Source organism: Robertmurraya korlensis NBRC 107688 (assembly GCF_001591645.1).
Classification (GTDB): domain Bacteria; phylum Bacillota; class Bacilli; order Bacillales; family Cytobacillaceae; genus Robertmurraya_A.
In genome coordinates this window covers 206,913-218,229 of sequence record NZ_BCVH01000006.1, presented here as the reverse complement: position 1 = coordinate 218,229, position 11,317 = coordinate 206,913, and the positions used below count along the sequence as shown (strand labels likewise).

General features: G+C 39.3%; 9 protein-coding genes. All 9 read right to left on the bottom strand.

Features of this window, described 5'->3' with window-relative positions:
• Positions 1–25: 25 nt before the first annotated feature.
• The 9 genes from BKO01S_RS11275 to BKO01S_RS11235 all read right to left on the bottom strand — a co-directional run bounded on the left by BKO01S_RS11275 (position 26) and on the right by BKO01S_RS11235 (position 11,229).
• Positions 26–985 (bottom strand): ABC transporter permease, encoded by a 960-nt coding sequence (locus BKO01S_RS11275; RefSeq protein WP_066053465.1) that lies wholly within the window; start codon positions 983–985, stop codon positions 26–28.
• The gene (locus BKO01S_RS11270) at positions 986–2,032 is read right to left on the bottom strand and encodes an ABC transporter permease (RefSeq protein WP_066053461.1); all 1,047 of its coding nucleotides are present in this window, start codon (positions 2,030–2,032) and stop codon (positions 986–988) included.
• Positions 2,025–3,560, bottom strand: a complete 1,536-nt coding sequence (locus BKO01S_RS11265; protein WP_066053455.1) for an ABC transporter ATP-binding protein — start codon at positions 3,558–3,560, stop codon at positions 2,025–2,027. Before BKO01S_RS11265 ends, BKO01S_RS11270 begins: the two co-directional genes overlap by 8 nt.
• Before the next feature lie 248 nt (positions 3,561–3,808).
• Positions 3,809–4,921, bottom strand: coding sequence for a BMP family lipoprotein (locus BKO01S_RS11260; RefSeq protein ID WP_066053452.1), 1,113 nt, complete (start codon positions 4,919–4,921; stop codon positions 3,809–3,811).
• 89 nt (positions 4,922–5,010) lie between these two features.
• Positions 5,011–5,736, bottom strand: coding sequence for a GntR family transcriptional regulator (locus BKO01S_RS11255; protein ID WP_066053450.1), 726 nt, complete (start codon positions 5,734–5,736; stop codon positions 5,011–5,013).
• A gap of 245 nt (positions 5,737–5,981) precedes the next feature.
• Positions 5,982–8,324: a DNA translocase FtsK gene (locus BKO01S_RS11250; protein WP_066053447.1), complete on the bottom strand. Its 2,343-nt coding sequence runs from the start codon at positions 8,322–8,324 to the stop codon at positions 5,982–5,984.
• 151 nt (positions 8,325–8,475) lie between these two features.
• Positions 8,476–8,688: a YlzJ-like family protein gene (locus tag BKO01S_RS11245; protein WP_066053442.1), complete on the bottom strand. Its 213-nt coding sequence runs from the start codon at positions 8,686–8,688 to the stop codon at positions 8,476–8,478.
• Positions 8,685–9,440: a ClpP family protease gene (locus tag BKO01S_RS11240; RefSeq protein WP_066053440.1), complete on the bottom strand. Its 756-nt coding sequence runs from the start codon at positions 9,438–9,440 to the stop codon at positions 8,685–8,687. Before BKO01S_RS11240 ends, BKO01S_RS11245 begins: the two co-directional genes overlap by 4 nt.
• Before the next feature lie 121 nt (positions 9,441–9,561).
• On the bottom strand, positions 9,562–11,229 hold the full coding sequence (locus BKO01S_RS11235; RefSeq protein WP_066053437.1) for a ribonuclease J: 1,668 nt from the start codon (positions 11,227–11,229) through the stop codon (positions 9,562–9,564).
• Between the last annotated feature and the right edge of the window lie 88 nt (positions 11,230–11,317).

The following is an 11,317-nucleotide window of genomic DNA, read 5'->3' as shown; positions in this document are numbered from 1 at the left end:
CTAAAATCTCCGTAAAAACGGAGATTTATCGATTCCCTTTAATATATGCTGTTCCGAGTGCTTTTGGTCCTTCTGCTCTACCGATGAATCCTGTTAATGCTAGGATGGTTAAGATGTATGGCGCGATTAATAAGTATACACTTGGGATATTTTCCAATAATGGTAAGCTTGATCCAATGATACTTAAGCTTTGTGCAAAACCGAAGAATAGTGCTGCACCCATGGCTCCTAGTGGATGCCACTTACCAAAGATTAATGCAGCAAGTGCCATAAAGCCTTGTCCAGAAATCGTTGCATGGCTGAAGTCTGACGAAATAGACTGGGCGTATACTCCCCCACCAATACCTCCTAATGCTCCGGAGATGATTACTCCAATATATCTCATTTTTGTAACGTTAATCCCCATTGTATCTGCTGCCATTGGATGCTCACCAACTGCACGAAGTCGAAGACCAAACGGTGTTTTAAACATCACAAACCATGCGATAAACGCAACGATAATAGCCACAAATGACGTGTAGTACGTATTGGTAAAGAATAATTTCCCAAGAATAGGTATATCACTTAACACTGGTATATCAATCTTACTAAACCCTTTTTGAATGATATCTGTTTGACCTTTTCCGTAAAAAAGCTTAACAAGGAAAAGAGCTGCACCAATTGCCAAAAGGTTGATCGCCACCCCAGAAACGGTCTGGTCTGCTCGAAATGTAATAGATGCAACGGCATGTAGTACAGATAATAGACCACCAACAACCATTGCCGCTAATAACGCAATCCATGGAGTTAGGTTTCCTAGTGTCTGGTCAAAAGCAAGATTGAATACGATTGCTGTAAATGCGCCAATTACCATTAATCCTTCTAGGCCAATATTAACGATCCCAGAACGCTCTGAAAAATTACCACCTAATGCAGTGAAAATAAGTGGTGCTGCCCAAAGTAAAGTAGAAGGTATTACGATATACAAGATATCCATTAATCCCACTTACTTCACCCCCTTTTTACTAATACGATCAATAAACAGTCGAATCATATAACTCGCTGCAACAAAGAACACAATTAAAGCAATGATAATATCAACTAGTTCATTTGGAACGCCCGATTCAAGAGGCATATTTAAAGCCCCAACTTTTAACGCTCCAAAAAGTAATGCTGCTAAAATAACACCAATAGGTCCATTTCCTCCAAGTAGGGCAACGGCAATCCCATCAAATCCAACTCCTGTAAAGCCACCTTTAATGGATGCATAACCAAATGTACCTAGCCCTTCCATTGCTCCTGCTAGTCCAGCAAAAGCACCTGAAATGACCATTGAAAGGATAATATTTGTATTTACATTCATCCCAGCGTAATGAGAAGCATGCTGATTGAATCCTACTGAACGTAATTCATATCCACGTGTTGTTTTTTCAAGAAGGAACCACATAATAAATACACCTATTAATGCAATTACAATTCCCCAGTGTAAGCGTGAATAGTCTGTTAAGCCTTCTAGGAAGGACGAACGTAACGTTGCTGTTTCCTTGATCATCTCCGTACGGTCACTCTTTTCGGATAGAACCGTGCGGATAATATAGTTTGTCACATGAAGAGCCGTATAATTTAACATGATTGTTACGATTACTTCATGAACACGGAATTTCGCTTTTAAAAACCCAGGAATAAATGCCCATAGAGCACCAGCCAAAGCTGCTGCAAGTACTGCCACAAGTGTATGAATAACAGGTGGAAGGTTGAACGCAACCCCTACCCAAACAGCTGCCAGCCAACCTACGATTAACTGTCCCTCAACACCAATATTAAAAAGACCAGTGCGGAAGGCAAACGCCACGGATAAACCTGCTAAAATAAGTGGAGTCACCTGGCGGATAACTTCCCCCGTATAATAAATCTCCCCAAATGCACCGTTCCAAAGGGCTGTAAATGCAGCTACAGCATCGTATCCAGTCACAATCATAATAATGGTTCCGACTAAGATCCCCAGAATAACAGCCATAATAGGAACAATAATATTTTTCACACGATTAGACATTTGTTTGTTCACCTACTTCCTTCTGTTTGGAACCAGCCATTAATAATCCAAGTTCCTGTTCCGTTGTTTCCTTTGGATTAACAATAGCAACAATTTCTCCTTCATAGATAACCGCAATTCGGTCACTCACATTAAGAATTTCATCAAGTTCAAAGGATAGCAATAATACCGCTTTTCCATTGTCTCGTTGTTCAATTAGACGCTTATGAATAAACTCTATTGCCCCTACATCAAGTCCGCGTGTTGGCTGTGCTGCGATGAGTAAGTCTGGATTACGATCTACCTCACGGCCAATGATAGCTTTTTGTTGGTTCCCCCCAGAAAGAGCTCTTGCAAGAGTATATTCGCTTGGTGTACGTACATCAAACTCTTGAATAAGTGATTTAGCTTTTTGGTAGATTTCTTTAAAACTTAAAACACCAGCTTTTGAAAAAGGTGACTTATAGTACGTTTGCAAAACCATGTTTTCCCCAATAGGAAAATCTAAAACTAGCCCGTGCTTATGACGGTCCTGCGGAATATGGCCTGTCCCAGCCTCAGTAATTTTACGGGGTGATAGATTTCGAATTTCTTTCCCATTTAGCTGGATTGAACCGCTTTCTGACCTACGTAAACCAGTAATAGATTCAATTAATTCTGTCTGACCATTTCCATCCACACCAGCGATTCCAAGGATTTCCCCAGCCTTAACAGAAAGCTTTAAGTTATTTACAGCCGTTAAGCCCCTTGAGTCTTTTACTACTAAATCATTTATTTCGAGGACATTTTGAGCAGGCTTTGCATCTGCCTTTTCTGTTTTAAACGTCACTTCACGTCCAACCATCAAGCTTGCAAGTTCATTAGGATTTGTTTCCCTTACATTTACTGTCCCTATCCCAACACCCTTACGGATAACGGTGCAACGGTCACATACCTCCATAATTTCCTTAAGCTTATGAGTAATTAGAATGATTGACTTACCCTCTTTAATAAGCGTTTTCATTATTTGTATAAGTTCTTTTATTTCTTGAGGAGTCAAGACAGCTGTTGGCTCATCAAAAATAAGAATCTCAGCACCTCTATAGAGCGTTTTCAATATTTCTACCCTTTGCTGCATTCCAACAGAAATATCAGCAATTTTCGCTTGTGGATCAACTGCTAGTCCATAGCGCTCAGAAATTTCTCTGACCTCTTGCTCGGCCTTTTTTAAATCTATTTTCAAACCTGATTTTGTTTCCTTACCAAGGATAATGTTTTCTGTTACCGTAAACTTGTCTACTAACATAAAATGTTGATGAACCATTCCAATACCCAAATCATTAGCAATGTTTGGATTCGTAATTTTCACCGACTTCCCCCGAACACGAATTTCCCCTTGTTCTGGCTGATATAAACCAAACAGCACGTTCATCAATGTTGATTTTCCTGCACCGTTTTCACCAAGCAATGCATGAATTTCTCCTTGCTGTAGTTGCAAAGTAATATTATCGTTTGCAACTATTCCTGGAAATTCTTTACGGATACCTAGCATTTCAATAACATATTCCATTCTCTTCTCACTCCTTGCTCAAAGTTTAAGCAAATTATTCATAAAAGTAAGAGGTCAGACCTTTGGCAATTTTTAAAAAACTTGGTTTCCCAAGCACGTAGTATGACCTTTTATTTTTTGGGTGAATTCCCCTATTAATAAAAATGCAAATGAAAAGTAGAAGCATTCTACCCTTCAGTTCCATTTCTACTTTTTCCTTAAAAAAGGAATAAGAGGTAGGAAAATCCTCTTATTCCTTTGTCCAAACATTATTGTGCAGAGAAAGATTTTAATTCTTCTAAAGTAGAAGGGATCACAAGATCACCATTTCTAATTTTATCAGAGAATTCAGCAACAGCTGTTTCAATGTCAGCTTTTGTAGCAACTTCAGAATTAATTGGAGCTAAACCAACACCATCTTCAGCTAGACCGTAAGTAATAGTTTCTCCACCTGGGAAGTCCCCACCTTTAGCTTTTAAAGAAAGGTCTTTTACTGCGTTGTCAACACGCTTAAGTGCAGAAGTTATGATTACGTTATGCTCTTTCCCATCAATTTCAACTACACCTTCAGCAGTTTGGTCAGAGTCAACACCGATAGCCCATACTTGTCTTGCAGGCTCTTTCTTCTTAAGGTCACGAGCTTCTTTGAATAGACCGTTACCAGTACCACCAGCTGCGTGGAAAATTACATCAATACCTTTAGAATACATGCTAGAAGCAATGGTTTGACCAACCTCAGCTTTGTCGAATGCGCCAGCATATTGTACGTCAACTGTAATGTCAGGATTCACTGCTGCAACACCAGCTTTAAATCCAGTTTCGAAACGCTCGATAACAGGAATTTCCATTCCACCAATGAAACCAATCTTATTAGATGTAGTTGCTTTTGCAGCAGCAACACCAGCTAAGAAAGCAGCTTCTTGCTCTTTAAACATAATGCTTACAACGTTTGGTTCTTCAACAAGAGCATCAACAATTGCGAAGTTATGGTCCTTTTGTTGTCCAGCAATTTCTTTAATTGCACCTTCCATAAGGAAACCAATACCGAATACTAGATCAAAATCTTGGCGAGCAAGAGTGTTTAAGTTTGTAGAATAATCAGCATCTGATTGTGATTGTAGGTAGTCAAAACCATCTTTTCCTTTTTCAAGGCCAACTTCTTTACCATAAGCTTGAAGACCTTCCCATGCAGATTGGTTGAATGACTTGTCATCCACTCCACCTACGTCAGTAACCATTGCTACTGTGAATGCGTCTTCTGTTTTTTCTTTGTTGCCACCTTCAGCTGCATTGTTTTCTTCTTCTGCTTTTCCACATGCACCTAAAATTGTTCCAGCAGCAAGAACCAATGATAGAGCTAAACCGAATTTACGCTTTTTCATGGTTTGAAACCCCCTATGAGTTTTGTTGGATTTAGCAAGAACGCTAGATCAATCCGATGAAACATTAGCTTCACTCTTTTTTAAGAAAATTATATTCTTTTCCTAAGAACATGAAAACTAAATTTATCGGCTCTAAAGTAGTTTACCGAAAAAAGGATTGGTTCATCCATTTCATCAAAATGCATTTGCTTTAATACAAGCAAAGCAGTTTCAGGATCACATTCCAAGATTGGTGAAATTTTCTCGTGATAACCGATTGGTTCGATTTGAGCCACAGCGTATGTAATATTCCGATTTGCTTCCTCTTCTAGTATGTTGAAGATTGATTCCTCTCCATGTGAAAAGGTTTCGGGTAGAATTTTGTTGGGAACTTTGTCGATACAATATACAACTGGTTCTCCATTGGCTGTTCGAACTCTCTCCATTACTACAATTTCGTCATCAACAGAACATGAAAAACGACGGATGTCCTCTTCGGTAGCCCCTTGAGTTGATGAGCTTAAGAAAATGGTACCTGGTTTCATACCTGCTTGAACAATCATGTTCGTTACGCTATTTAGTTGTTCAATTCCCGACGTAAATAGAGGCTTAGCGTGGACAAATGTACCCACTCCATGACGGCGAATTATAACGTTCTCCTCTTCAAGAATTCGCAGTGCTTCTCTGAGAGTTGCTCTGCTCACACCGAGCTGCTTGGCAAGGTCAAATTCAGAGGGGAGTTTTTCTTTCTCTTTGTATATCCCCGACTCAATATCCTTTTTTAGCCGATCGATGACCTGTAAATACAAATGTCGGTTATCTGACTTAATAGACATGCAAGTATCCTCCAACCATTTCTAAAGACATCAGACCTCTGATGTTCAATCATTCCTACTAATCGAAAATACTATAACACTTTTTTAGGTATAAATAAATAGAGTTTATGAATTTTGTCGAAAAAACGTGTTAACTTATTTCACATGTTTTAAAATCAGCACTCTCAGTCACATTATGACACACTAAACACGTTGAAAACGTTTCCAATATGTTCTAAATAGAAAGGCGATGTAAATCGCCCTTCCTAGTCAACTTTTCCAACAGAGGAGTCTTCAGCCGGCTTCGACATTAACACCGTACGTGGTTTACTACCTTCGTACGGTCCAACCACTCCTCGAAGCTCCATCTCATCAATCAGACGTGCTGCACGAGAATAACCAATACGAAATCTACGCTGCAGCATAGAGACAGACGCCGTTTGCATTTCAAGAATGAGGTCAACGGCATCGTTATATAAATCATCGTCCACTTCGGAGGTAGTTTCTGGAATATCATCAGGAATCATTTCCTGTTGATACTGTGCCTTTTGTTGACCTATGACAAAATCGACTATCTCTTCTACTTCTTCGTCCGATAAAAATGCTCCCTGTACGCGGATAGGCTTTGATGCTCCCACTGGCATAAATAACATATCTCCACGACCTAGCAGCTTTTCAGCTCCTCCAGAATCCAGAATGGTGCGTGAATCGATTTGAGAGGAAACAGCAAAAGCTATTCTTGATGGGATATTAGCTTTAATGACACCTGTTATTACATCAACAGATGGGCGCTGTGTAGCTATAATTAAGTGAATACCCGCAGCACGAGCCATTTGAGCTAATCTTGTTATAGCATCTTCAACATCTGAAGATGCGACCATCATTAAATCAGCAAGCTCATCTACAATAACGACAATATAAGGAAGAAGCGGCTGCTTTGTATCTTCCTCCAGATTGATTCTACGAATATAATCATTGTACCCCTCAATATTGCGTGTTCCCGTGTGTGAAAAGAGCTCATACCTTCTTTCCATTTCACTAACTACCTTTTTTAATGCCTGTGACGCTTTCTTAGGGTCTGTCACAACAGGGGCTAATAGATGTGGAACCCCATTATATACGTTTAGTTCAACCATTTTCGGGTCGATCATCATTAATTTCACCTCATGAGGCTTGGCTCTCATTAAGATGCTCGTAATAATCCCATTAATACATACACTCTTTCCGCTTCCCGTTGCACCAGCAACAAGTAAGTGAGGCATTTTGTTTAGTTCAGCTAATACAGCCTCGCCTGTAATGTCCCGCCCAAGCCCAATCATTAACTTTGCTTCTGGTCGGTCGTTCTTCTTTGATTCGAGTACCTCGCGTAGCGAAACCATCGCTACCTCTGAGTTAGGAACCTCAATTCCAATCGCTGATTTACCTGGAATAGGTGCCTCCATTCGAATATCCTTAGCAGCTAAAGCTAGTGCTAAGTCATCGCTTAAGTTCACAATTTTACTGACCTTAACACCCACATCTGGGTGAACTTCGTACTTTGTAACAGCTGGACCTAAGTGAACTTGCGTTACTTTTGCTTTTACCCCAAAGCTCAAGAACGTTCGTTCAAGCTTTGCTGCATTCGCATGTATTAGTTCATATTCTCCACTTTGGTCCGTATGACGAGGTGCTTTTAACAAACGGATTGGTGGTAGCTCATAATCTTTATTTTCCACTTCGGTAAAGGTAATCGGTGGAACACTATCTTCTTCCGTTTGTTGTTGCTGTTCCTTCCCTTTTTTCCCTACTTGATCCACGGTTGGTTCAGTATAGGCCCTTTCTGTGAAGCTTGATATAATCGGCTCTATATTTCTTTCCTCTTCTTCTGGTGGTGTCATTGTAGATATAGGAATAACTCTCTCTTCTTGTTCCTTTTTCTCTAGTTCTTTTTGTTTTTCTTCCTTCTTTTTCTTGGTTTTTTCGGAACGTTCATTCTTCCAATTTTTCATATCATCACCAAAAGCGTGTAGCTGCTTCTTTAGAAACTGTCCGAATGCAATAATAGCTTTCCCTAATGGTTCACCTAATGTTTTACCCGTAAATAGGATGAACCCAATAATAAAGAATAGAGTAGCAATAATTTTCGTTCCTGCCTCAGCAAACAAATAATAAGAAATAGCGAATAAAAGAGCTCCGATCATTCCCCCGCCTAAATCAGTTGTACTTGTTTCTCCTCTGACATCCATCCAAAAAAGCTCAAATGTATTCTTAATTACACTTGGACTTTCTGTTCTCCCATCGTTTGCAAGAAGTTCAAACAATGTCACATGACTCAGAAGCAATAGGGCTGACACAATAAAATAAATTCCAATCAATCTTGTTTGAAAAAAGGAAGGAATTTCTCTTTTCCACATAAAATAGGCACCAATGACCGCCAAACTAATTAAATTCACCATATACCATTCGCCCGAAAAGAATCGAAAAAACGTCACCACAGCATGTCCGACCGCGCCGAGTCTAGCAATTGAGATAGTTGCTAACGCAATTAATATGAGTCCAAGTAATTCGAATTTAACTGTTCGTTTAAAACCATCCTTACTTCTTGTTTGTCTTCTTTTTTTCTTTGCCATTTTATCACCTTACTGTTGAATTGTTACTATTATCTTAGTCGCTTGTTATATGTACTAAACACTTTGATAAAGACAAGAAAAGCAGCCTCAGTTGGCTGCTTACCTGAAACAACTATATTATAACATAACTTATCCCTTATGAAGACACCGCTTAGCTGAAAGATATTTTTGCTCCTGGTGTACATCTGTCATCTAAATAATGAGAAGGATCACTACTCATTACACGAACCACTCGATAGACACCTTCTAGATCATTTTCAACTAATAAAGGAATTCCGTCTAGATAATACATTTTCTGCTGGTTCACTTCTTGGTTTTCATTCGGGTAAATCATTTCTGGTGGCGTGAGTGTATAAAGGATCATTGAACCATCCCCTCAATTCCCTCACTATTTATGGCAATGAGCTCATTTAATTTCTTCATTGCTTGCCCAAGGCCTCCGACTTCATCTATTAATCCATATTTCACAGCATCCGTACCAACTACATTTGTTCCGATGTCTCTTGTAAGATTCCCTTTTTCAAACATTAATTCTTTGAACTTCTCTTCTGTAATCTTTGAGTGCTTTGTCACAAAGTTCACTACTCGATCCTGCATTTTATCTAGGTACTCAAAGGTTTGAGGTACACCAATAAACAAACCAGTCAAGCGGATTGGATGAATGGTCATCGTTGCTGTCTCTGCAATATACGAGTAATCACATGAGACTGCAATTGGGACACCAATCGAGTGGCCACCGCCGAGTACAATGGACACGGTTGGCTTAGATAAGGAGGAAAGCATCTCAGAGATTGCTAGCCCTGCTTCTACATCTCCACCAACCGTATTAAGAACTACAAGTAGCCCCTCAATCTTCGGATTTTGCTCAATGGCTACGAGTTGCGGAATAAGATGTTCATATTTTGTCGTCTTGTTTTGCGGTGGAAGTGTCATATGTCCTTCAATCTGCCCGACAATTGTTAAACAATGTATTTTGCTATCCTGAGCAAGCTGCGGGACATTCGTTTGTCCAAGCTGTTGGATCTTTTCAATCAGACTTGATGGTTTTTCTTCCTTTGGGGTATCTTGTTCGCTTCCCCCTCCATCATCCGGTTTATTATATTTAATGGATTCCATACCAAATCTCCCTTCAGACATTATAACGTTAGTATGAAACCCACGATGGATTTTCATGCGAAAAATGGTAATTTGAAAAAAGCTCACGAAAAAGAAAAACTTTTTCGTGAGCTTTTTAATCTTAAATTTCCATAATAATCGGTAGAATCATTGGTCGGCGTTTTGTTTTATCGTATAAAAATTGATTAAGCTCATCTCTCATGCTTTGTTTCATCGTTCCCCAATCAAATGATTCCTTTGTTGTGTTTCTTTCTACGATGCTTCTAACTAGCTGGGTAGATTCCTCCATTAGCTCTTCCGATTCTCTCACGTAAACAAAGCCACGTGAAATAATCTCTGGACCCGCTGTAATTTTCTTTTCTGCTCTGCTTAGAGTAACTACAACAATTAATATACCATCCTGAGATAGTAAACGACGGTCTCTTAGAACGATGTTTCCTACATCGCCTACACCACTTCCGTCGATAAGCACATTACCAGCAGGCACTTTTCCTGCAGGTTTAAACCGCTCATTTTTAATCTCTAATACTTCTCCTCTTTCAGGAATGAAAATACGATCAGTTGTTATACCACATTGGGTAGCTACTTTGCTATGAGCCTTCAACATTCGATATTCCCCATGAACAGGAATAAACAGTTTCGGATTCATTAAGTTAATCATAAACTTAAGCTCTTCTTGGCTACCATGGCTAGAGGTATTCACAATTCTCTTCCCAGAAATCACATGTGCACCTGCGCGGTATAGCATATCAATGGTTTTATAAATAAATACTTCACTCCCTCTTAGAGGAGAGGCAGCAATAAGAACCGTGTCACCTTTTTTGATGTTCACTTGTCGGTGAATTTGCTTGGCCATTTTTTGTAGGGCTTCAATCGGTTCACCTTGTGTACCAGTGGTTAAGACCACAATCTCATCATCTGGGTAATTTGTTATTTCTTCAATCGGAATAATTAGCTCATCGTGAACTTCTAAATACTGTAAGTCTAATGCAATATGAAAAATCTTTTCAAGACTCTTTCCAACTACCGCAATCTTTCTTCTACTTTCATACGCAGCATCAAATACATGTTGAATACGATTAATGTCAGACGCAAAGGTGGCCGCAATAATTCTTCCTTTTGCATTATAAAAAGCATCTGACATTTCCTTGACAACGATCGATTCTGATGGTGTATAGCCAGGTTTTTCTGCTTCTGTACTATCGGAAAGTAAGCAAAGAACTCCTTCTTCACCAATTTTAGCCATTTTTCCAATTTCAGGCTTATAAAGATCAGTTGCTGCCTGGTCAAATTTAAAATCCCCTGTATACACAATTGCTCCTTCAGATGTATGAAGACAGATACCAACCGAGTCAGGGATGCTATGGTTTGTCTTGAAAAAGGACACATCACACGTTTCAAAATTCACAAGAGAATCTGAAGTGATGATGCGAAAATCTGTTTTTCCTCTGTATTCCTGCTCGTCCAACTTCGCTTTTGCTAGTGCAAGAGTAAGCTTTGTTCCATATACAGGTACATGTAACTCTCTTAATGTATAAGATAATGCACCAATATGATCCTCATGCCCATGCGTTAGAAAAATAGCTTTTACTCGTTCCTTATTTTGAATTAAATATGTAATGTCCGGAATCACAATATCAATTCCTAGCATTTCATTTTCAGGAAACATTAACCCTGCGTCGAAAACAAATAATTCACCGTCCACGTCAACAACATACATGTTTTTCCCGAATTCCCCGACTCCCCCTAGAGCCACAAGCTTAATACTTTCATTCTTTCTCTTATTCAAAGTAGAATCCTCCTATGCTGTCATTTCATCCGACCCAAGATCAGTTATGATTATTATACTTGAATGATGAAATCCTTTACAACCAAAA